Source organism: Flavobacterium sp. GSA192 (genome assembly GCF_006386525.1).
Taxonomy (GTDB): domain Bacteria; phylum Bacteroidota; class Bacteroidia; order Flavobacteriales; family Flavobacteriaceae; genus Flavobacterium; species Flavobacterium commune.
Genome location: NZ_VAHC01000002.1, coordinates 255,348 through 279,439, shown reverse-complemented (window position 1 = coordinate 279,439; position 24,092 = coordinate 255,348). Strand labels below are relative to the sequence as shown.

The 24,092-nt window shown below is 34.3% G+C and carries 18 protein-coding genes; 9 read left to right on the top strand and 9 right to left on the bottom strand.

Going from position 1 to position 24,092, the window contains the following annotated elements; genetic code table 11:
* Positions 1-71: 71 nt before the first annotated feature.
* The 7 genes from FDM27_RS05330 to FDM27_RS05300 all read right to left on the bottom strand — a co-directional run bounded on the left by FDM27_RS05330 (position 72) and on the right by FDM27_RS05300 (position 11,683).
* Positions 72-455 carry a DoxX family protein gene (locus FDM27_RS05330; RefSeq protein ID WP_071184453.1) on the bottom strand — a complete coding sequence of 128 codons (384 nt, stop codon included), beginning with the start codon at positions 453-455 and terminating at the stop codon, positions 72-74.
* 5 nt (positions 456-460) lie between these two features.
* A complete protein-coding gene (locus tag FDM27_RS05325) occupies positions 461-1,609 on the bottom strand; it encodes an ATP-binding protein (RefSeq protein WP_140485490.1) in 1,149 nt (382 codons plus the stop codon).
* A 91-nt stretch (positions 1,610-1,700) separates the two neighbouring features.
* Positions 1,701-4,787 carry a glycosyl hydrolase family 95 catalytic domain-containing protein gene (locus FDM27_RS05320; protein ID WP_140485489.1) on the bottom strand — a complete coding sequence of 1,029 codons (3,087 nt, stop codon included), beginning with the start codon at positions 4,785-4,787 and terminating at the stop codon, positions 1,701-1,703.
* Positions 4,788-4,945: 158 nt separating this feature from the next.
* Positions 4,946-6,679 carry an alpha-L-fucosidase gene (locus FDM27_RS05315; RefSeq protein ID WP_140485488.1) on the bottom strand — a complete coding sequence of 578 codons (1,734 nt, stop codon included), beginning with the start codon at positions 6,677-6,679 and terminating at the stop codon, positions 4,946-4,948.
* 75 nt (positions 6,680-6,754) lie between these two features.
* Positions 6,755-7,099, bottom strand: a complete 345-nt coding sequence (locus FDM27_RS05310) for an L-rhamnose mutarotase (protein WP_140485487.1) — start codon at positions 7,097-7,099, stop codon at positions 6,755-6,757.
* Positions 7,100-7,119: 20 nt separating this feature from the next.
* A complete protein-coding gene (locus FDM27_RS05305; RefSeq protein ID WP_140485486.1) occupies positions 7,120-9,039 on the bottom strand; it encodes a glycoside hydrolase family 97 protein in 1,920 nt (639 codons plus the stop codon).
* A gap of 19 nt (positions 9,040-9,058) precedes the next feature.
* Positions 9,059-11,683, bottom strand: a complete 2,625-nt coding sequence (locus FDM27_RS05300; protein ID WP_219846404.1) for a glycoside hydrolase family 31 protein — start codon at positions 11,681-11,683, stop codon at positions 9,059-9,061.
* Between the two features lie 514 nt (positions 11,684-12,197).
* Here FDM27_RS05300 and FDM27_RS05295 point away from each other — a divergent pair.
* The 9 genes from FDM27_RS05295 (at position 12,198) to FDM27_RS05255 (ending at position 21,577) form a co-directional block, all read left to right on the top strand.
* Complete coding sequence (locus FDM27_RS05295) at positions 12,198-13,031, top strand: helix-turn-helix domain-containing protein (RefSeq protein WP_255510483.1); 834 nt, start codon at positions 12,198-12,200, stop codon at positions 13,029-13,031.
* A 48-nt stretch (positions 13,032-13,079) separates the two neighbouring features.
* Entirely contained in the window at positions 13,080-14,138 is a 1,059-nt protein-coding gene (locus FDM27_RS05290; RefSeq protein WP_140485484.1) for a sensor histidine kinase, read from the top strand.
* Complete coding sequence (locus FDM27_RS05285; RefSeq protein WP_140485483.1) at positions 14,132-14,821, top strand: LytR/AlgR family response regulator transcription factor; 690 nt, start codon at positions 14,132-14,134, stop codon at positions 14,819-14,821. Before FDM27_RS05290 ends, FDM27_RS05285 begins: the two co-directional genes overlap by 7 nt.
* Positions 14,822-14,955: 134 nt before the next feature.
* A complete protein-coding gene (locus FDM27_RS05280; RefSeq protein ID WP_140485482.1) occupies positions 14,956-15,711 on the top strand; it encodes an intradiol ring-cleavage dioxygenase in 756 nt (251 codons plus the stop codon).
* A 16-nt stretch (positions 15,712-15,727) separates the two neighbouring features.
* A complete protein-coding gene (locus tag FDM27_RS05275) occupies positions 15,728-16,393 on the top strand; it encodes a hypothetical protein (protein WP_140485481.1) in 666 nt (221 codons plus the stop codon).
* A complete protein-coding gene (locus FDM27_RS05270; protein WP_140485480.1) occupies positions 16,390-16,896 on the top strand; it encodes a hypothetical protein in 507 nt (168 codons plus the stop codon). The genes FDM27_RS05275 and FDM27_RS05270 overlap by 4 nt, the downstream gene beginning before the upstream one ends.
* Before the next feature lie 207 nt (positions 16,897-17,103).
* Positions 17,104-18,291: a phosphoglycerate kinase gene (locus FDM27_RS05265; RefSeq protein WP_071184437.1), complete on the top strand. Its 1,188-nt coding sequence runs from the start codon at positions 17,104-17,106 to the stop codon at positions 18,289-18,291.
* A gap of 108 nt (positions 18,292-18,399) precedes the next feature.
* Positions 18,400-20,385: a LysM peptidoglycan-binding domain-containing protein gene (locus tag FDM27_RS05260; protein ID WP_140485479.1), complete on the top strand. Its 1,986-nt coding sequence runs from the start codon at positions 18,400-18,402 to the stop codon at positions 20,383-20,385.
* A 172-nt stretch (positions 20,386-20,557) separates the two neighbouring features.
* On the top strand, positions 20,558-21,577 hold the full coding sequence (locus FDM27_RS05255) for a DUF4837 family protein (RefSeq protein WP_071184435.1): 1,020 nt from the start codon (positions 20,558-20,560) through the stop codon (positions 21,575-21,577).
* Between the two features lie 3 nt (positions 21,578-21,580).
* Here the strand turns inward: FDM27_RS05255 and FDM27_RS05250 are convergent, their stop codons facing one another.
* Together FDM27_RS05250 and FDM27_RS05245 are read right to left on the bottom strand one after the other, a co-directional pair.
* Positions 21,581-22,387 carry an OmpA family protein gene (locus FDM27_RS05250; protein WP_140485478.1) on the bottom strand — a complete coding sequence of 269 codons (807 nt, stop codon included), beginning with the start codon at positions 22,385-22,387 and terminating at the stop codon, positions 21,581-21,583.
* Positions 22,387-24,021, bottom strand: coding sequence for a S41 family peptidase (locus tag FDM27_RS05245; RefSeq protein WP_140485477.1), 1,635 nt, complete (start codon positions 24,019-24,021; stop codon positions 22,387-22,389). Before FDM27_RS05245 ends, FDM27_RS05250 begins: the two co-directional genes overlap by 1 nt.
* Positions 24,022-24,092 lie beyond the last annotated feature (71 nt).

The window sequence follows — 24,092 nt, the reverse complement described above, 5'->3', positions numbered from 1 at the left end:
GATTGCTTCGCCAATTCGAGCCAAGCTCTCGGGTTACGATATTTGATTTCAGATTTAGTTGAAATTGATTTTTAACTCAACCAATACACCGCCATTACAGCCGGAATAAAATAAATAACAATAGTTCTGGCGCCGTCATAATCTTTGGCTAATCGCTGACCAAAAAGCATCATCAGTAAAGTAATCGCCGAAAATAACGCTCCGTAATAACCAAAGAGCCTTCCCTTATTTACTAATAATTCAATGCAACCCACAAAACACAAAACAGTCGAAATCAGCTCCATGATTACAAGATTAATCAACGCTAGTTTTACATGATTTTTTAATCGTGTTTTAGCAAAATGTTCTTTTAACCAGGTCACATTATCGTTCCAATAAAACAGTTTTTCATAACTGGATTGCAAAAAAGTAATTCCGAAAAATACCAGAAGTAAAAGCGAAGCCGGGTTATTCATAATCATTATTTTTTGTGAATTAAACGTGTGAGTTTGATTGATAAATCGGTTAGAATTATTTTTGCATTTCCGTTGCGTTCTATATGATACATCGCATCCGAAAGTTCTTTAAATATATCCTGAATATTGTTACCATTTACAAATGGTGCAAAATTTTCTAATTTGAATTTATCGACTTTTGGTTCGAAATAAACTAAACCTGGTGTTTCATAATTAATCAACAATGCCTGACGAAACATTTCCATACAAAACTGAAGAAACTTCTTTTGAGCTTCTCTCCCTAAAGTCGCAATTTTTTCGCTCCAAAGAATCAAATCCTGAATGGCAGCTGCATCTTTTTTGGCCTTAAAAGCAGCACGAACCCAGGTAACAAACCATTGCTCAAACGGATGTTCTTCGTCTTTATCTCGTAACAAATGCAAAGCGGCATTGTAATTTCCTTGTGCCTGATGGGCTAATTTTGTGGCTAATTTTAAATCTATTTCTTCACGAGAAACCAAAGCATCAGCAATAACTGCTTCACTTAATCCATTGAAATGTAAAATTTGGCAACGGGAACGGATGGTTTGAAGAATATCTTCTTCGCTTTCAGAAATCAGAATAAATACTGTTTTTTCAGGTGGTTCTTCGAGTAATTTCAAAAGTTTGTTAGAAGCGGCAATATTCAATTTATCGGCCATCCAGACAATCATGATTTTATAACCGCCTTCATAAGCTTTTAAAGAAAGTGATTTCAGGATTTCCTGAGCATCATCAACCCTAATTTCCCCCTGCTTGTTTTGAACACCTAAAACAGCGTACCAGTCAAACAATCCACCATAGGGATTTTGAGTTACAAACTCCCTCCAATCGGCAATAAAATCGATACTTTTAGGGTTTTTCTTTACCTCATCGGTAGTAACGGTAGGATAAGCAAAATGCAAATCGGGATGCGATAATTTTTGGAATTTTACATTGCAGGCATGATTTTCACCATTGTTTTCTCCGTTTTGATTGCCACACAAAATATATTGTGCATAAGCAATTGCCATAGCCAGAGTACCGCTTCCTTCAGGGCCTACAAACAACTGCGCATGCGGAATCCTTCCTAAATCAGCACTTCTGCTAAGATGGTTTTTAATGTGTTCCTGCCCTAAAATTTCAGAAAATTGCATGAAGCAAAGATAGCAGAAAATGGATAAGTCTAAAATTTTAGATTATAAAGTTTCTTCACTTACAATTCGAAATGTCTCAACAATTACAACCTTAGAATCTTAACTGAAATTGTTGTCCTGCTTTACTATTAGGTAACTCAAATCGACCATTGGTAGCTTTTAAAACTTTTGATTTTCCATTAACAATCAACTGGATTTTTTTGACTTTATCATAATGAATCGTCATTGTTTTTCCAGTTACATTCAAAATGTTGGCTGTTGTAAGTTTTCCATCTTCCCAGGTCATATCCACCTGAGCTCCGTTTTTAGCAATAATTCCATTGATGGTTCCTTCTGTCCAAAGCGTTGGCAAAGCTGGCAAAAGATAAATCGCATTAGCATTGCTTTGCAATAACAATTCCTGAATTCCAGCTGCTGCTCCAAAATTTCCGTCTATTTGAAAAGGTGCATGAAAATCGAACAAATTCGAATAAGTGCGTTGTGCTAATTGGTATCGCAACAATTCCAAAGCTTTATCTCCTTCCTGCACTTGTGTCCAGAGCAAAAACTTATTGGCAATTGACCAACCGGTAGCATCATCTCCTCTTTTTTGCAACACAATTTTAGCCCCTTTTTGAAATTCGGGAGTTTGTGGATTGATTAAATTTCCAGGATACAATCCCACTAAATGAGAAATGTGTCGGTGATGTGGATCTCCCAAATCTTTTCCGTTATTGTCTTTGTTATAACTTGTTTCCTGAACCCATTCTTTTACTTGTCCATCAGTTCCCAGTTCTATTGGTTTTTCAATATTGGTTCTTAATTCGTTCCAAACTTGTTGTTTTTCAATATCAATGTTCAAGATTTTTGCTGCTTCTAAAGTATAATCCAGAAGTCCTGCAATTAATTGTAAATCGTATTTCACACCTGTTTGATACGGTCCTTGTTCAGGAGATCTTCCTTTTCCTGTAGTATAAAAATAACCTTTCGGATATTGTTTTATATCATCCGTTTTTACCTTATTGCTATTTAGGTAAGTAGCATAAAAATTAGCCGATTTTCTTAATATTGGATACAATTGTTCCGCCAGCCATTTTTTATCCTGACTGCGCTGAAAAAGATCCCAGACATTATACATCAAAAAAGCCGTATTTCCAGGTGACTGAATACTTGTAGAGCCCGTTAAATCCGTTTGCCCATTGATGGATTGTTTGGTGTGCATTACAAAAACACCGTCTACCGCTTCATTTTTAGAAGGTGTAAAAACAATATTATTTTGTTTATCCAAATGATACGATGAAGTACTTGCGTTATACATATTTCTAGCCGTCAACGAGCCAGCAGGAATTTGAGTTTCGATCCAGTTTACCAATGCTTTTCCGCTGTCGATAAGATTAGCTCCACATGCAAACCAATAATTCATTTGCAAATTGATGTTAATGCAATAAGTCGATCCCCAAATTTCAGCAACCGATTGATTCCATTTTCCTTGTAAAGTGGCTGGCAAGGTTTTTTCGCGCGATGAAGCAATCATCAAATAACGTCCATATTGATAAAACAATTCTTCTAAGTGAGTATCGAGATTATCATACTGAGCTTTTGGATAAGAAATACTTTCACCTGCTTTTATGCCTTTAATCACTTTGGCGTAAGCCGCAATGCGTTCATTAGTTGGAATTGCTTTAGAAATTTCTTTTTTGCCCAAATCAAAACTCACGCGTTTGAATATCGGCTGATAGTCGGCGATGTGCTCTTTTTTCAACACTTCATATGTTTTTCCATCAGTATTCGAAAGTCGGTTTTCTGCTTTTTGAATCGCAAATTGTACGCCATATTTATGCTTGAATTGAGGAATGTCCCCATTTACTTTTCCGTCAGCATTTATACTAAAAGCATTTGGATCATAATCAGTTGCCGAAGTGATAATTATGGTTACTCCAGTTGCATCTTTAACTTCAACATTGCCGTAATGATCTATAAGTTCTCCATCATCAGCAATCACTTTTATTTTGGTACAATACTCTAAATCGGAAGCTTGATTGTAAGTCGCTTTTCCGCCACCAGTATAAGGTTCGGAGTCCTTCAATTTTCCTGTTATGGTAACCACACCATTATTCACCTGAATATTTCCGGGATGTGCCGAAACTGGTTTTACAATAAAGTTTAATGCTTTTGCTTCATCGGCAGTGTATCGTAAAACTATAACTTCAGCTGGATAACTGGCAAAATATTCTCTTTTATAATTTACTTTTTTGTATTGATAAAGTACTGATGAAATGGCGGTCTTCAAATCCAAATCTCTGTAATAATTCAGAATTTCAGGGTTTTGAGGCAAATTAAAATCAACAAAAACATTCCCGCTATTCATGAAGCCGTTTATGCCTTCGCCCATTTTTTTGTTTACATTGTCAGACGGAACTTTTTCCTGGACACCCCGATAACCTGCAGACCAAAAAGTTTCTTCGTTAAACTGGATGTGATCTTTTCCAGGCATTCCAAAAAGCATAGCACCTAAATAGCCATTACCAATTGGCAAAGCCTGTTCTTCCCAGTCTTTCCCATCACGGTCATAAATCGTAGAACTTGGATCATAAGCACCCGTTTTATACCACAATATATTATCTTGTTTACCAATTTGAGACGAATCATCATAAAGGTAATTTACATTTAAATTTTTGGTATTCACAACCGCAGGATCAACTCCAGCTGGAACTTTATCCGGATTCATAACTCCAGGTCCGTTTCCGTATTTTGGATGTGTGATCCAGTTTGAATAGATTGGGATTTCTTTATAACTTCCGTTTTTGAAACCAGCTGTAAAAATATTTTTTCCTGTTTTTGATAGAATTGTAACACGTAAAAATTCGGCTTGAGCCAAATCTATTTCTTTTTCGAATGAAAGAAATTGATAACCTTCAGGAAATTTACTAAAATCTGTTTCTGTTTTAAACTGATGAATCTGTTTTCCTTTATTATTAAAAGCTTCAAAAGTAATTATTGCTTCAGACCAATTATCTGATTTCACCTTTTTAAATTGTAATCCCAGAATTCCTTTTGCTTCTTTCAAATTAGTATAACCACCTTCTAAAACTACTCCCAGAATGGCACTTTTATTTACTTTTTGTTCTTGTGCAAAAGTGTTAGAAATAATTAAAATGATAAAAGTTAAGCCTAGAAAACGATTTAAAAAGTCTTTCATTTAAACTGATTTTGATTAATTTAAAACCATTGTTATCAAGAATTATGCTACTTTTTTAATTTACTTAAAAAAGGATAAAAAAATCATTCTAATTTAAATTTTGTTATCTAAGCAAACTTTATCACCAGGATTTATATTTTAATTTTTTAAAATTGATTTTACTCAATTTCAAAAGTTACAGCGGTAGCAAATGGCATATCCTTAGGGCAAGTTATTTGTAAGCCATCAGCTGTTTCTTTCCATTTTAACTTTCCTTTGTAACCTAACAACTTAACGGTTTTAACTTTCTTACCATAATGTTTTGAATCTGTAGCGAGAGACTTAATTTTTATTTGAGTATTCGGAGCTGGTACATTCATACAAAAGGCATACAGTTTATTGTTTTTACCAACTGTAAATCGGATATCCTGAGCGTCAAATTTAAATTCAGCTTGCCTACTACCCAATTTTCCTCCAGGAAGCATTTTTAACTTTCCATTAATCATTTCCCCTTCGGCTGGAATCACCCACGCATGACTTCCATATACTCCTTCTCCATTAACTCGCATCCAGTTTCCTACTTCTTTCAACATCTTTTGACTCTCATCATTAATTGAACCGTCAGGCAATAAAGAAATACATATTGCTGCATTTCCATCACGTGCTATAGCTTCAATAATATAGCGAATCATCATACCTGAATCATAGGTAAAATCCGGAGCATAAAACCAATCTCCTACGGGAGCTTCCGCAATCCAGGGCTGGTCTTTTTTAATCTCTGAAGGAATACCAAACTCCTCGGTATTTACTGTACCATTAGTGTTATGACGAAACTTAACAATGCTAAAAGTATTTACCTCACCGCGACGCTGTAAACTAGTGTTGTAAAAATCAGCCATAACGGTTTGCATCGCATTTGCTTTTAAACCTGCTCCTGTTCCATCTCCTGTAAATGGTCCCTGAACCGTACCATCAGTATAAATAAAATCAGGGTCGTAATGTTGCACAACATCCATCATTCTTAAAGCCCAATTTGTCGCATACCACTTAGCATATCCTAAATGATTACTAAATATTCCTGCTGGAGGAGGTGACCAATTGGAATTTGCAGCTTCAGTTACGCCTTTGTATTCTCTTAAATCGATACCATAAAGCATTTTCGGATCGTATCCTTCCCACCATTTTCCTTTACCATCAGCAAGCGTAAGATGACCATCATAAGGAATTCCTTTTTTAGCTCCTTCTTTATCGCTTCCAAATGCTGTTTGCCACCACCACCAGGTATACTCGTGATGAAAAGTCACTCCATATCGCATTCCGACTGCTTTACAGGCTTTTGCCCATTCACCAATCAAGTCTCTTTTTGGGCCAAGGTTTACTGAATTCCAAGGCTGATATTTAGAATTCCACATATCGTAATTATCATGATGTACTCCTTGAATCATTAAAAAACGAGCACCTGCATCCTGATAAATTTTTGTGAGTTTCTCCGGATCTAACCTTGTAGGGTTCCAATCACGCAAAACTTCTTTGTATCCTGATTCTGAAGGATGTCCATATTTTTTAATATGATTTTTATAGGCAACTTTATCTGTTTTATAAAGATTACGGGCATACCAATCCCCACTTTCTCCTGCAGCTTGCGGTCCAAAATGAACCCATATACCAAACTTTGCATCACGAAGCCAGGCTGGTTCGCCAGGGTAATTTTTTTCTATCGATTCCCAATTAGGTTCAAAAGGTCCTTTTGCAATAGGTATTTCTAACTTTACCTCAGGAAATGTTTCCAAATCTCCCATTGGCACGCTATTCACCGCTAATGGAGCTGGTATAGCGGGCATAGGATTTTTTTCTTGGGCATAAACACTAAACTGAAGTAGAGATAATAGCGTGAATAAAATTTTCGTTCTCATTTTTTTATTTTATTTATTATTTGAATCATTTTGTAACTGAACGTTCCAAACTGACAACCTGAATTATTAAATTAATTATTCCAATTTATATATTTGTTCCATCTGCAACCATTTTTCGCCATCTTTGGCTCCTGGAGGTGCCTGTTGAAATTTCCACATCAATTCTTCCCATTCCTGAACTTTTGGATTGGCAGCATCCATCATTTGTTTGCGTTCTGGAGTATAACTTTCGTCCACTTCCATAATCATAAACAGTCTATTGGAAAAAAGGTAAATTTCCATATCTATAATACCCGAATCCTTAATGCTTTTAGTAATTTCAGGCCAGGCATTGTCTTTAGAATGATAGCTTTTGTATATTTCTATTAATTCTGGGCTATCTACTAAATCGCAGGCATAGCACAATCTCTTTGCATTCATAAAATTCAATTTTACTACATTTATTTTTCTAAAACAGCTACAAATCCGCCTCTTGGAAGACATTCCACATTTAAAACATCTCCTTTTTTTATTTTTATAACTTCAACAGCAAATGACTTATCATTTTCTCCATCCTTAATAAGCTTTAATTTAAAATTTCCTGTCCCAAGAAAATCAAAATTTATTTTTAATGTTTGCTTTTCGTCCTTACCATTAATTCCGCCTATATACCATTGATTTCCTTTTCTTCTAGCCATAATAACTTTTTCTCCCGGATAACCATCAACAAGCTTGGTATTGTCCCAGCTTACAGGAACATTTTTCAGAAATTCTTTAGGTTCTGGAGGCAAACTTTTATACCCTTCCGGTCTATCGGCAAAATGCTGAAAACCAGATTCAAAAACTACTGACAAAGCTAATTCATGAGCATAAGAAGTAATATGTGGATGTTGCGAATTTGTAAAAGTTACCGGAGTATAATCCATCGAACCAATTACGTTGCGTGTAAAAGGAAGCGTTGCATTATGTACAGCAGCTTTATTAGTAAGAATGGGTTTATTGTTATACCATTCGGCTCCGTAAACAGCTTCGGTAGTCATCAAATTCGGATAGGTACGCGCCCAGCCACGCGGCACTGTAGCCCCATGAAAATTGACCATTATCTTATATTTTGCTGCATCCTTCAAAATATCAATACAGTATTTCATCATGTCCTGTTGGTCTCCGGCAAAAAAATCAACTTTGATGCCATATATTCCTATTTTATTAAGCCAGGCAAATTCTTCTGCTCTTTTTTCAGAGGTTAACAAGCGGTCATTAGGCGTTGGCTCAAGCCATGAAGTCCCCGAATTATACCAAATCATAGGTTTAATCCCTTTACTTTTGGCATAATTTACTGCATCAGTTATATTTCCACCATTGGTCATAACATCCCATTCCCAGTCAATGAGCACATAAGGCCATTTCATTTCGACAGCTAAATCAGTAAATTCCACAGCTTTTTGATAATCTTTAGACCCACGATTATATGCCCAATAAATCCAAGCAACCGCACCGGGTTTTATCCAACTCGTTTCTTCTAATGTATTCGGTTCGCTAACATCAGTAATCAAAGTAGATTCGACTACATCAGACAATCCACCAATGATTAACGTATGCCATTGCGAGTTCCATGGCAAGGTAGTTTTGACTCCAGTTTGCTTAAAACTGTCTCTTGGCGAAGCATAACTTACTTTGTATTCGTTTGGATTTTTCGAATTATTTAATTTTGCAGCACAGTTATTTTCTGAAATATTTGCTTCAGAAATTAATATCCAAACAGGATTGTTATTCACTTTGAACAAGGCTGGAAATCCCCACTCTTGTTTTTTGTTATCGCCCTTACCCGAATCTGAAAAAGGAAAAAAATCTTCATAGGATTCCGTATATTGTTGCACCCAACGATTAGTAGCCGATGGAAAAACATAAGTGGTGCTTTCGTCAATAACATTCACTAATGAATCGCTTTTATTGGTAAATTGATAACGAAATGCTACTCCATCATTATAAACTCTAAAAACAATATTCAACGGTTCGTTATTTGAATTCACATATTTGAAAATCTTTTCAGTTCCTAAATTATCACACCATTTTTGCTTACCAGAAATCATTTCATATTTCTGGTTTACTTCTTTTGCTTTAGATTCACTAACCAATTTCAAATTATCAGTAAATTGCTGGTCGTCTCTTAGAATGCCCAAAGGCGAACTTGGCATTATTTCAATATATTCCGATTTATTTTTATACAAAATTTTAAAATATACCTGACCAAAGGACTTTCCATTTGATTCTTTTTTCGAGACAATTACCTTAATCTTTTTATTTGGTGATACAATTTCCTGAGCATTTATTGTAAACGCAGTTGAAATAAACAGACAGAATATTAAATAGATGTATTTCATTAATCTTATTTTGATGTTTTTATTTTTTTTGAATAGCAATACTTTTTCCATTGTATTTTACCGAAATATTTGTTTTTCCGTTTTCGATACCAATACCGTTTGATTCGTTAACCCAAACGATATTAAACACACGGTTTTCAATTAATCCATTAAAACTTTTGCCTTTTCGTTTTCCAATTGTCAGCGTTTGTTTTTCTTCATTCCATTCAAAAGGAATCATCGAAAAAGCGCCTTTCTCATAGTTGTAATTTGTTCCTTCATCTTCATAAAGCTCAAACTTGCCATTAGCTCCTGTATAAATTCTAATCTCAAGATTTTCAGCAGGCTTTTCGTTTGTGTACTGCATTTTTTCACCCATTGGAATAATTGAACCCGATTTCACATACAGCGGAATGGTCGAAAGAGATGCAGCTGTTTGTACTGTTTGCCCACCTTTAAACTGTTTTCCTGTCCAAAAGTTAAACCATCCGGATTGATTTTCCGGTAAGTAAACATCCCAATTCTCGACTCCTTCTGAAACAACAGGTGCAACAAGAAAAGCTGATCCAAACATATACTCGTATTTTTGCTTCAGTGAATTTATATCATTTGCAAAATCCATTACCAGCGGACGCATTAAGGTTCCGTTTTTGAAGGTTACATCTGCAGCCTGAGAATAAATATAAGGCAGTAAACGATAACGAAGGTTTAAGTATTTTAAAGATTCAGCTTCGACTTTTTCTCCAAATCTCCAGAATTCAGTATCCGTTTGATATCCATGAACTCTTTGAAGAGGTGAGAATGTAGCCAACTGAAACCATCTTAAAAAACGTTCATGAAATTTAGGATCTGTATATTGACCTTTTCCTGGGCGAAAAAATCCTCCAGCATCAAAAGTCCACCAAGGCAATCCAGTTATGGAACAATTTAATCCAGCTGTTAGTTGTCGGCGTAGGGTTTCCCAATCGTTACCTACATCCCCAGTCCAAACGGCTGATGCATAACGCTGTTGCCCTGAAAATCCGCTTCTGGTAAGAATAAAAACTCTTTTGTCAGGAGCGTCTTTGCGCGAACCTTCATATACCGTTTTTGTTACGTACATCGGGTAAACATTTCGCATTTGCTCTCCCGGAATTGTTCCGTTATTAATTTTTCTACCAACTAAATCATCATTTTCCGGTTCAGTTGCATCCTGCCACCAGGCATCAATTTGGTAAGGTTTTAAGAGCTTTTCACTAAAATTCTTCCAATAATAATTTGCTGCATCAGGATTAAAAAAATCAACCCATTCGGTATTTGGGATATAGTATTTTTTGTTGCCAAATTCTTTCCCAAGTACACTTTCTTTATCAATTTTAGACCAAACGGAAAGCATCAGTCTCATATTCATTTGATGTAATTCTTTTACCATTGCAGCCGGATCTGGAAACAAATTTTCATCGAATTTCATCGAATTCCAACCGTATTTTCCCCAATATTGCCAATCCTGAACAATTAAATCCATTGGCAATTTTTTATCTCTGAATGCTTTGGCATTTTCAAGCAATTCATCTTGAGTGGTAAAACGCTCACGGCAATGAATATATCCTAATGACCATATTGGCATAAGCGGAGCATGGCCTGTCAAATTGCGATAGCTTGAAATAACCTCATCTGAATTTCCGGCAAAAACAACATAATCCAACTTATTAGCAACAGGAGATCTAAAGACTGTTTCATTAGTAACTTTTCGATAATACACTACAGGAAGATCGTTTTTTTCTCCTGTAACCACAATATCGTGTTTACCAGCTGTTAGTTTAATTAATGTACTCGTTGTAGGCGGAAGCCAATGATTTTTAAAATTAATAAGCTCTTTACCATCGATTGTCAATTGCCATTTTCTGGCCATTTTTTGACCAACATCCAGTAAAATAGCATATTCACCATTTTCTTTAACCGTGAAATTTCCCGTAAAAACACCATCTTGACGCGTTTCTTTTTGGGTTCCATTAGTGGTAGTAACAGCAACAGTAACCGCTTCTCCACTTGTACCTGCTGGCTTTAAATTCACCACACTATCTGCAGGATTAAAATCAGTAAGTCCGTAATTGTGCCATAACAAACCATAGCCTTTGCTTGACATAATAAACGGAATAGCAATTTGTGTATTTACCTGAGTTAATCTTCTGGGCAATCCTTTAATATCCAAATGTCCGTCCTGAAACTGACCTGTTCCATAAATATATTCTTCGGGTAAAGTACTAAAACCTTGTTCCACAATATAGCATGGCTCGCCTTGTACTAAACTTGGTTTAAAAACACGTCCTTCTGGTTTTTCGCTTAAAAATACCTTTCCTTCATGATTGCGATAAGACAATGTGCCACTTTTTTTATCTACTACCACAGTCATTTTTGACATAGCAATTTCAATAAGCGAATTAGATTCCGAAATCTTAAAATTTGGAACCTTAATTTTTGAAATAAAAACTAATTCAGGAATTTGACTTTTCATTTCCAAAGCATACTGAACTCTTACGGTATTTTCAGTTAAAGGACTCAAATGTAGTTCTCCTTTGTCAAGAGTTATAACTACTTTATCGTTCTGTTTTTTATAGCCCTTAACCACTTGTCCAATACAAAAGGCTGGAATAAGTAAGACCAATAGAATTGTTATTTGCTTCATTTTTTTCATTTAATATAATACTATTCGTTATGATTATCAATCAAATTATATAAAGGTCAATTAGGTTTTCTTATCACTTTAGAATTCATTTAATAATCTTTAAAATCTCCCTTTTCCAGAAAATCTAAGTTTATTTTTAATATTTGCCACACGCATTGGGTCTATTGATTGAATGTTGATATCGCTAGTTTTAAAGCACTTCTTCTTTGCATCTTTTCATAATTTGGACAGAATTTATACATTTCCGATTTTATCAAATCTGTTTACAATCTGTTTTTATATAAAAACAAGTCAACAAGCTTTTTAACGACAGCTATTTTACATATAAATTTGATTATTAGTTTTTTTAATCGTTAATTTTTATACAAACAAAAACAAATGTAACTTAGTCGCAACATATCTTTTTTATTCAAAAACGATTTTTTATTACTCAAAAACGATTATTTTTTATTTTAACACCATTATGTCTAAAAGCACTTTCAAACATTCGTTTTCGCTGTTACACATTGACTACGTGAAACTTAATCACAATTGGAATTTCAACAATGTAATTAGTCCGTATTATCGACTGTATTATATTGATGAAGGAATGGGAACTATATCGAACAGTTCAGATAAATTAATTCTAGAACCCGGTTATTTATATCTCATACCGAGTTTTACTATTTGCAATTTGAATTGTGAAGAATATTTGAGCCAATATTTCATTCAGTTTTTTGAGGAATCTCCGGATGGAATTTCGCTATTTAACCAGAATAGAAATGTAATGAAATTACCCGCTACTGAAACCGACATTATTCTCATCAAACAGATGCTAAAAAGCAACCCGGGAAGAGGGATTAACCGATCTGACAACCCAAAAGTCTATGAAAAAGAAGCTTTTTACAAAGAATACCGTTCTCATAATGACAAAATGAAACCGCATCTAAAATTTGAAAATCAAGGCACACTATTACTATTATTTTCCAGATTTCTAAACACTACAAATTTCAAACAAACCACACCTCAAGGAAGACCCTCAAAAATTTTGGATACCATGAGTTACATTCAGCTTCATTTAGACAAAAACCTAACCGTTGCCGAATTAGCCCAAAGAGTCAATCAAAATCAAGATTATTTTTCGAAACAATTTCTAATCCATACCGGACAGCGACCTCTAAATTACATTCACGAAAAAAAGATAGAAAGAGCACAATACCTTATTGCAACCACAAACAAGAGTTTTCTGGAAATTGCCTTAGACACGGGTTTTTCTAATTTACCTCACTTTTCTAAAATGTTCAAACAAATAGTGAGCCTTACACCGGGTGAATACCGCAATAAAAATGATTTCTACCTCAATAATTAGCCTTTTTATAACAAGAAGTTTAAATTTGAGTTAGCTAACTCTATTCTAATGAAAAAAAAGATTCCCTTTTATGCCTGGCACATCTTAGTATGCATCACTTTTATGCTGTTGCCTTATGCTTTTACATCAACAGGGAGTATTTTTAATTTACCCAATTTATCCCATAATGGTCACGACAGAATTTATTTTTTAATCTATTTTCTTTTACTGCTTTTCTTTTATTTTAATTATTACTATTTAATTCCCAAATTCTATTTTTCAAATAAAATGGTTTCCTATTTTGGAATTATCGTTGTGTTTTTATTATTCTTTCTTTGGATTTCGACTTATTTTGACCATCCCGAACGCAATTTTTTGGACTTTGGAAAAAGAATGCCGCTTCACAACAAAATGCCTCATTCCTTTCCGCCCAACTTTGACAAAAGAGGAGGCCCGCCTACCCAATACAGTCATACTATTTTGGTGTATTTAATTGGTGTGATTTCCAGTTTACTATTTGCTATCAATAATCAATTGCGAAAAGTTGAAAAAGAAAAAATGCAATCGGAATTGTCTTTCCTGAAAGCCCAAATCAATCCGCATTTTTTGTTTAACACCTTAAACAGCATTTATGCTTTAGCTATAAAAAAATCAGACAAAACAGCCGATGCCGTGGTGCAATTATCCGAATTGATGCGGTACATTATCACCAATGCTAATGATGATGTGATTTCCTTAGACAAAGAAATCAATTACATCAATAATTTTGTTGAACTTCAAAAAACACGTTTGGGTAATACGGTAAACATTAATTACAAAGTTGAAGGAAATCAATACGGAAAATGCATTACGCCACTCATCTTAATTTCTTTTATCGAAAACGCCTTTAAACACGGAGTTAACCCCAATCAAAATTCTGAAATCAAGATTCACATTAACATTGAACAAGAAAATTTGATTTTATTTGTTTCCAATAACAAAGTAAAATCCAACCCATCCGAAAGCGGCATTGGATTACAAAACACCATAGAAAGATTGACTCATTTGTATCCTGACACCCATGATTTGACCATTGATGACAATCCCGAAACCTATAATGTTACACTAAAAATTAAAGTAGCATGTTAAAAGCAATTGCATTAGATGATGAGCCATTGGCATTAGAGGTTTTGCAAAGTTTTTGCAATCAACTTGATGTGGTCGAATTAGAAAAAACATTCACCAAATCAGATGATGCTTTTAAATATTTAAAGAAATACCCCGTTGATTTACTCTTTTTGGATATCAATATGCCTTCTATTTCGGGAATCGATTTTTACAAAAAACTACCACACAAAACGATGGTAATTTTCACCACCGCTTATTCAGAATATGCTGTTGAAGGATTTACATTAAGTGCCACCGATTATATCCTGAAACCTTTTAGCTTTTCAAGATTTCAACAGGCTGTAGAAAAAGCACATTCGCAATGGAAATTGCAAAATCAGGATCCCGAACAACAATATCTTTTTATTCGCGCCGATTACAGCCTGATAAAAATTCTCTTTTCGGATATTTTATTTATCGAAGGATTGGATGATTATCTAAAAATTCACATCAAAAATCAAAAAACAATCGTTGCCCGAATGACTTTGAAAGCCATTTTGGAAAAACTCCCTCAAACGGAATTTATCAGAGTGCATCGCTCCTTTATTGTTCCCATTTCTAAAATTGACAAAGTCCGCAACAAAATCATTTATATCAATGAAGAAGAAATCCCGGTAAGCGCCAGTTATGAAACTGCTTTTTTTGAATTATTAAACCAAAAATAATTGTTAAAATATTACAAACTAGCATCATAAACTAATTCCTTTACCGCATAAATACCTCCAAACACCTCATATTTTTCATCGCTAACCGCCGTTTAAATACTTTTATACCATAACCTTATAAATTGTATGTAGTTATGGAAAGAAAAGATTTTTTAAAAGGATTAGGTTTAGTAGGATTAGGATCTTTGGCTATACCAATATTAAGTTCTTGCGGTGACGACGATTCATCTACCGATTCAAGTGCAACTGACACCACCCAGGCTACTGATACCGGAAGTTCTACGGGTTCATCAACTTGTAGCGTTACTCCATCTGAAACAGCAGGACCATTCCCCACTAAAAGTCCTTCATCATTAGTAAAATCAGATATTACCAGCGATAGAACAGGCGTTCCATTAACGATAAACATCACAATCCAAAATAAAAATGCCAGTTGTGCTGCCTTAGCTGGTGCAATCGTTGACATTTGGCATTGTGACAAAGACGGTTATTATTCAGAATACGGAGGAACCGGAATGCAATCGGCTGATTTTACTGCTGTTCATTTTCTAAGAGGAAGACAAACCACTAATACTAACGGACTGGTTAGTTTTACGTCTATTTTCCCGGGCTGGTACAGCGGAAGAGCCACACACATTCACGTACACATTTACAATTCGGCAGGAACTTCTTTATTGGTTACCCAAATTGCCTTTCCTGAAGGTTCCGGCAGTGCCGTAGTTCTGGTTAACGCTTCAACAGCAAATGGATATACCAAGGGCATGAGCGGATACACTTATAACGCTAGTGACAATGTTTTTTCGGATGGAGTAAGCAGCGAACTGTCTACCGTAACCGGAAGTGTTGCTGCGGGATTTGTATTAACACATACCATAAACGTAGCGGGCTAATTTGATTCCTCAAATTATGATAAAACAACATCCGGCACAAATGTATCTGGCAACAGCAAGAGAGCAACGGCAAACTAAGGGCTACAATTGTTGGTCAACATTAAGTATCGAAAATTATCAAGAAAAAACAAAAGATTTGGGTTCTTTATTTCTTTTTAATTATCAGATACTTGCGCCACATCAAAAATCAACAATGTTAGCCCAAGCCGATTGTTTGTACTATATTTTACCTCTCTATGGCGGAATTGAATATCAGGATAAACTAATTGCAACAGAAAAAATCGAACAAATTGTTTCCAATAAAGAAACTTCATTTGAAGTATCAAATCCATTTGATGAAAACGTGAGTTTTTTACAAATTGGTTTTAAAACCAATGAGCCAAGCCTTGAAAACAAATCACTTGAATTTGATTTTGAAGAAAAAAACAAACTCATTTCTTTATTCAAAAACAATACTGCCAATGCTTTTATAGCTCAATTTGACGGAAGGGAAGAAGTACATTACCAACTCCAAAACAAAGAAAACGAAATTTTTGTTTACATAATCAACGGCGTATTCGAATTTGAAAACAGACTTCTTGAAAGCGGTGATGCTTTAAGTTTAAAAGAAACAGAAGATGTAGAATGGGAATCTTTATCAGAAAACGCCATGTTGCTACTCATCGAAATACCATTAGCATGAACTATAAATCAAAAATAAGATTAGCCTATCGCTTTGAAATTGACCAAAGTGCTACTCTAACCTGGGACAAATATGTTTTTGAAGACACTTATCAGGAATATTTATTGCAACACCAACAATTTAATTCGAAAGAAAATCCGAAAAAGACTTTCAGGGAATTACTGGCCGAGAACGAAAAGGCTTCACAACTGCATTATCTGGTAGGCATCGCTGCTAATAATTATGTACAACAGTTAAAAGGAAATTGCTACCGCATAATCGATACCTTGGGAAAAAACTTTTTCCCCTTTATAAATTACCAATTAGACATTATAAATACCGACATTACTGATATTTCCAAACACAAAATAGGCATTACTTTTTACTCGCCTTTGCTTACTTATTTAGGAATGATTGACAACCACTTCCTGCTTTCCAAAAACACTGATGACAGTAATGAATTTGAAACTTTTATGATTGCTGCTCAGGCTCATCTGTCGGTTTGCTATTTAAAAGAACAATAAGTAATTGTTTATTCGATTTCAAAAAGCCGACAAAATTTAACTTTTATAGGCAATTTTTTAAATTAAAGGACATAAATAAAATTATTTGTGAGTTTACATCGTTTTCGTTGCTAAAAATTGATTTTTTTGAAATTTTCAAATTTAATACTAATAGAAAAGTTCTATATTTGTTTCACTTTCAAAAAAATAAACTAAAAACAATACCTAATGAAGACTTTAAACGATTTTAACTTCGCTAATAAAAAAGCAATCATACGCGTTGATTTTAACGTGCCATTGGACGAAAATTTTAATGTTACTGATACCACTCGTATCGAAGCTGCAAAACCTACTATTGACAAAATTCTTGCCGATGGCGGAAGCGTAATTTTAATGTCACACTTAGGTCGCCCAAAAGGAGCTGAAGAAAAATATTCATTAAAACATATCTTAAAAACAGCAACTGACATTCTTGGAGTTCCTGTAAAATTTGCTTCAAACTGTGTAGGTGAAGTTGCAAAACAAGCTTCAAATGATTTAAAAGCCGGTGAAGTTTTATTATTAGAAAATTTACGTTTCCACGCTGAAGAAGAAGCCGGAGATGTTGCTTTCGCTAAAGAATTGGCTTCATTAGGAGACATTTATGTAAACGACGCTTTTGGAACTGCTCACAGAGCACACGCTTCAACTACAATTATAGCTCAATTTTTCCCAACAGCTAAATGCTTTGGTTCTTTGTTAGCTAAAGAAATTGAAAGCATCAATAAAGTATTAAAAGATAGCGAAAAACCTGTAACTGCTATCCTTGGAGGATCTAAAGTATCCTCTAAAATTACAGTTATCGAAAACATTCTTGACAAAGTAGATCACATGATTATTGGTGGTGGAATGACTTTTACTTTTGTTAAAGCTCAAGGAGGAAAAATTGGAAATTCTATTTGCGAAGACGACAAACAAGAATTAGCTCTTGAAATTTTAAGATTAGCTAAAGAAAAAGGAGTTCAAATTCACATTCCGGTTGATGTTATTGCAGGAGACAAATTCTCTAATGACGCTAATACACAAGTGGTTGATGTAACTAATATTCCTGATGGCTGGGAAGGTATGGATGCTGGCCCACAATCATTAGCCAACTTCGAAAAAGTTATTATGGATTCAAAAACAATTCTTTGGAATGGTCCATTAGGTGTTTTTGAAATGGAAACTTTTGCTAAAGGAACTATCGCTTTAGGAAATCAAATTGCAGCAGCTACAGCTAACGGAACTTTCTCTCTTGTAGGTGGTGGAGATTCAGTTGCAGCAGTAAAACAATTTGGCTTTGAAGACAAAATGAGCTACGTTTCTACAGGTGGAGGAGCTATGTTAGAGATGCTTGAAGGAAGAACTTTACCTGGAATTGCAGCAATTTTAAACTAAATGTGATAATTTTAACAATATTTATTGATTTTTTTAGTTGTAACCTATTAAGTTTGCATAAATGATTTTGTAATCATTTAAAATTAAGCAAGTTGACAAATAAAAAATATGAATATAAAAAAAATAACAATATCATTTTTTCTATTATTAACAGTTCCCTTGTTTTCGCAAGAAGTTGCCGAAAGCAAGGGAACTGCTGTAATAGAATCTAAGGTATCTTATCTTGATTCTATAAAAAACAGCTTTGTTAATGATGAAATAGCAAGTTGCGTGGACAGCTTGTGGACAAAAGAATTGACTGATTTAGATTTGTACAATGACATCACTAAGGATATTGTTAATATCAATACGGATGAGAAAGTAGATTACGAGTTACCTACTGAGTTGTTAAAATCCAGATTGGAAGCCATGAATGCTAAATCACCTTTTAACATTCAATACAATCAGGGACTGGAAAACATCATCAAGTCGTTTCTAAAAAACAGAAAAAGATCTTTTGAACGTTTGATGGCAATTTCAGAATATTATTTCCCAATGTTTGAAGAAACTTTTGCCAAACAAAATGTTCCTTTGGAAATAAAATACTTAGCCATCGTAGAATCGGCATTAAATCCAAAAGCGGTTTCTAAAATGGGTGCAACCGGGATTTGGCAGTTTATGTATCATACTGGAAAACAATACAATCTAAAAATAGATTCTTATGTTGACGAACGCAGTGATCCTCTAAAAGCTACTGCTGCTGCTGCTCAATACATGTCAAATATGTTTAGCATTTTTGGCGACTGGGAACTGGTTTTAGCATCTTATAATTCAGGCCCGGGAAATGTTTCAAAAGCCATCAGAAGATCCGGCGGACAACAAAATTTTTGGAGTATTAAAAATCATCTTCCAAAAGAAACTCAAGGCTATGTTCCTGCTTTCTTAGCTACAATGTACTTGTATGAATACCATAACGAGCACGGAATCAAACCAAACAAAGCCATTGTACAGCATTTTGCTACTGATACGGTAATGATTAAAAAACAGATGTCGTTCAAACAAATTTCTGATTTACTGGACGTTCCTGTCTCGCAATTACAATTGCTAAATCCTTCGTACAAACTCAATGTAATTCCGCATTATAACGATCAAAATCATTTTTTACGATTACCAAAAGACAAAATAGGTGTTTTTGTTTCTAACGAAGATAAAATTTATGCTTACATTCAGCATGAATCAGAGCTTAAAAACAATAATCCTTTTAAAAACACAACAACAGCTGTTGCTGCTGTCGAAAAACCATCTTATCCTACCGGAAGCACTACTCACTATTACAAAGTAAAACAGGGAGACAACCTGAGCAGTATTGCAAAACAATACAACATTAGTATTGAGGAATTAAAAAAATGGAACAAACTAAGCAGTAATACTGTTGCATACGGAAAAGTACTAACCATCATAAGTACTGAAATAAACAATAATACTGCTGTTGCTTCGGCAGAAAACAAAATCAACAAGATTGAGAAGTTAAAAAAGGAAGTTAAAGAAGACACTCTTACTCATAAAACAATAAATTATATTGTTCAAAAAGGAGACAATCTAAGTGACATTGCCGAACAAAACAATGTAACAATTGCCCAACTTAAAGAATGGAATAAACTTTCAGGAAATATTATTCAGGCAGGTACCAGTTTACAAATAGCTGAAAAAGAAATTGAAACTAAAGAAGCCGTTGCTGCAACTCCTGAACTTAGAAACATTGAATACACCGTTCAAAAAGGAGATAATTTAGGAAACATTGCTAAAAAATTTGGAACTCCTATTGCTGATTTAAAAGAATGGAATCAGCTAACAGATAACAACATTATGCTGGGCAAAACACTTATTGTAGCTAAAAACGAAATTGCCATTAATACCTCAAAAGCTACTGCTGCTTCTTTTAAGAAAAACAAACTTGAAAAAACGTCATTGCAACAGGATTATTTAGTTAAAAAAGGGGATTCATTATTTAGCATTGCTAAAAAATCCGGAGTAACCGTTTCAGATATTAAAAAATGGAACGACATCAATACAGAAGATATCAAACCGGGAATGAAATTAAAAATAGGAGGATAAAACTAACCTCAACACCATAAAAAAAAGGCTTTATTTTGTAACAGAATAAAGCCTTTTTTAGTTTTAGAACCATTTATAAATCATTTTTATCTCACTTTTTTAAAAAATGGAACGATATTAGCTGGTTAAATTATTACATTAACACGATAATTCCAGTCCTAATAGGTACAAAATGAATAAAATCCATTTTATATTACTTTTCGTTTCCATCTTTTTTATTTCTTGCCAACAGCAAAACACGACTCCTAAAAAGACAAATGGAAAAATCAATAACATTTCGGTGATTATAGATGATTTATTATGGAATGGCGAAATTGGCGACAGCATCCGAAATAAATTTGCTTCACCGGTAATTGGGTTACCACAGGAAGAACCGCTATTCACCATCAATCAGTATCCGGTGAAATTAATGGAAGGTTTTATGACCGATAACCGAAACATCATTGTTATCAAAAAAGATACAAAAGAAGATTTTAAAATCGAAAAAAACAAAATTGCCATACCACAAAATGTGTTCTACATTTCCGGAAAAGCAGCCGATGATATCTTGTGTTTAATTCAAACACATGCCGCTGAAATTATCAAAATCATGCACCAAACCGAGATTGAAGAATGTCAACGTATCAACAGAAAATCACTTTTAAGCACTAAATTTTTCAAAGACAGTTTCAATATCAAAATCGAAATGCCTTCTAATTATGAATTAATGCTGCAAAAAGAAGATTTTGTATGGTTTAAAAAAGAAATCATCAGCGGAAATAACAGCATTTTAATTTATCAAATCCCTATGAACCGTCTTGAAACCAAAAGAGACAAAGTTTCAGGGATTATCCAAATGCGGGATTCCATTGGAAAACTATACATTCACGGCAAGGAATTAAACACCGATATGATTACCGAAGAAGCTTATGCTCCTTATTTTTCAAATATAGTTCTGGATCACAAAAAAGCTTATGAAACTAAAGGTACCTGGGAATTAAAAAACGATTTCATGTCCGGTCCTTTTATCAATTACGCCATTGTTGACAAGGATAACGACCGTATAATCGTTTTAGAGGGTTTTTGCTACTCTCCTTCAAAAGAAAAGAGAGATTTAATGTTGGAACTGGAAGCCATCATAAAATCGGTTAAAATCGATAAAAAAACAAGTTCTAAGGAAACTTCAAAAATTATGGCAATGTTTACAAGATAAAAACTAAATCTTAGTAATCAGAAATTCAACCCTTCGATCAAATTCATCACCCCTGCCCAGAGGAAACTGATTCCCCAAACCTTTATAAATCATTCTTAAACTGCTCACATTTTTAGAAATCAAATACCTGAAAACACTTTTGGCTCGGTTTAAAGATAGTTTTCTTTCCTTAGTAGCCCTATCGATTGCATCTATGTAATAATCAGGAGTACAACACACATGACCCAGGATTTCAAATTCAATTTTTTTGTTGTTTTGAAGAATTTCAGCAATTCTGTCCAATTCCTTTTGAGAAGCCGGTGTGAGTTTACTGCTTCCTAATTCAAAAAAAATATTCTCCAGATAAATACGATCGCCTACTTCATGCTTGTCCTGAAAAGAAGTATAAATTCCTTTTCCAAAACTATTTTTCTTTACAATCAATAAATCAACACGTCGGTTTTTAGAACGAATATCCTCTAAACTACCTCCTGAATGTTCGTCTAAGAGTACCCTGCCTTTGCCTTCAACAATTACAATTTTGTTTTTATTAAATCCGTTGGTAGTCAAAATATGCTTAACCGAATTAACTCTTTTCTCTGATAATTTTAAATTATAATCATTATTTCCCCGATCATCACAATAACCGTAAATCTGAATGGATTCGACCAAAGTTGTGTCTATTTTACTAACAAAATCAACCAACATTTGTTCCTGAACAACATCAATATTGGATTTGTCAAATTCAAAATAAACAGTACCAATCTTTCTTTCCTGAGCATTCAATAGCCCAAAAGAAAAAAAGACAATAATAAGAGCAGATTTAAACATTAGATTTTTAAAATATTCTTATACGTTGTGCTGTCATTTAAAATAGTAACTGCTTTTTTGATCTCCGAATTGGTTTTCATATAATATTGATAAAAACCCTCCTGATATTGGTATCGTTTTATAATTTCTTCTAAAATCAAATTCTTAATTTCTTCCTGATGATTGTCTAACTGATCGGCTTCACTTTTTTGAACTACGGCTAAAAGTTGCTTGTATTCATTAATGATAGTGCCATCGAGAGACTCTTTTTTGGCTATAGCCAAAGTGTTTTTCAATGCCTCTTCGGTTTCGGTATCAAAAGAAATTTTCTGATTTTTTAAATACTGCTTGAAATCCTGAAAATCAGCAGTAGTGAAATTTGGAATTTGATTACCTAAGTTTGGATTTTTATAATAATAGACAGTTGCGTAATTAAAAATCGCGTCGTTTTTAAGCAAAGCATTGGCAATAACACTTGTTTTTGATTCTTCTAACTGTACATCCGGTAAAATCCCTCCTCCATCATAAACCGTTCTGCCTTTTCGGGTTTTAAACGAATTATAATTAGTTTCCTTGGTTCTAACTGCAACTCCATTTTCTTTATGAGCGTAATCCATCGCTTGAATACATCTTCCCGAAGGGGTAAAATACCTGGAAATAGTGACTTTTAATTGGGTGTTATAAGTCAAATCAATTGGTTTTTGAACCAATCCTTTTCCAAAACTTCTGCTTCCTATAACTACCGCACGATCTAAATCCTGCAAAGCTCCGGATACAATTTCGGATGCCGAAGCACTTTTATCATTTACGATAATCACCAACGGAATATCCAAATCTATGGGTTCAGCAGCCGTTTTATAAGTATTATTGTGCTTCTCGTTGATAGATTTTGTGGTTACAATCACTTCGTTTTTTGGAACAAATAAATTGCAAATATTGATGGCTTCGCCTAAAAGTCCCCCGGGATTGTTTCTTAAGTCTAAAACTATTTGTGTAGCTCCTTGTTTTTTGAGTTCCAATAAAGCTTCTTTAGTTTCATTCGAAGCTTTTTTATTAAAACGACTCAGCACAATATAACCCGTTTTGTCATCAATTTTAGCAAAAAAAGGAACCGATTTTATTTCGACCTCATCCAAAGTAATTTGGGTTGTATTTGTTTTTCCCTGGCGCAGATATTTAATGTCAATTTTAGTGTTTTTAGCTCCTTTTAACAATTGGGAAGCATCCTCTTTAAAATCAGACAACGAAACATCGCCTATCTGAATAATTTCGTCACCGGCTTTAAAACCCGCTTTGTCGGCAGGGAAATTTTTATAGACTTCGCGAAGAATTAATTTCCCTGATTTTTGGGTAATCAAAGCACCAATTCCGGTATATTCTCCCGTATTATTAATTTTAAATCGCAGCACATCCTGCTCATTAAAATACACCGTATATGGATCTAAACTAGCCAACATTCCTTTAATGGCACTATCCATTAATTCGCCGGGATTAGTTTCATCCACATAATTGGTGTTCAGTTCTTTAAAAAGTGTGGTGAAAATTTCTAATTGCTTGGCTATTTCAAAAAAATCATCTTTAAAACTCACCCCAACATATAAAAATGCGGAAGCAACTACGGGAATCAGGTATCTTTTCTGTAAAAGGCGAATCATGATTGTGGAGTATAATATTGGATACTAAAGTAGGAATAAATCATCAATAATAAAATTGACACTAAAGTTGA